Source organism: Ectothiorhodospira sp. PHS-1 (genome assembly GCF_000225005.1).
In the GTDB taxonomy this organism is placed as follows: Bacteria; Pseudomonadota; Gammaproteobacteria; order Ectothiorhodospirales; family Ectothiorhodospiraceae; genus Ectothiorhodospira.
The window spans coordinates 1-297 of sequence record NZ_AGBG01000110.1 but is presented as its reverse complement, the minus strand read 5'-3'; the positions used below and the strand labels follow the sequence as shown (position 1 = coordinate 297).

The following is a 297-nucleotide window of genomic DNA, read 5'->3' as shown; positions in this document are numbered from 1 at the left end:
TTAAGCTGCATGTTGTTTTTGTGACCAAGTACCGTCGCCCTTGCCTGCATGAAGAGCTGAGGGACTACCTGGAGGGGGCGTTTTCGGAGATCCTGGCGGCATGGCGTTGTGAACTGATCGAATTTGGTGGCGAGGCTGATCACGTTCACCTGCTGATAGCGATCCATCCGGCATTGAACCTTTCCACGCTGGTCAACAATCTCAAGACAGCCAGCGCCCGCCGCGCCCGCAATCGTTTTGCCGAGCACTTGGCGGCGTTTTATTGCAAACCGATGTTTTGGCACCGCGCCTATTACG

Annotated in this window: 1 protein-coding gene; it reads left to right on the top strand. The window is 55.6% G+C overall.

Translation table 11 applies throughout. The features are described from left to right. Positions 1 to 297, top strand: a 297-nt coding sequence (gene tnpA / locus ECTPHS_RS13805) for an IS200/IS605 family transposase (protein ID WP_008933388.1), incomplete at both ends; no start/stop codon positions are given.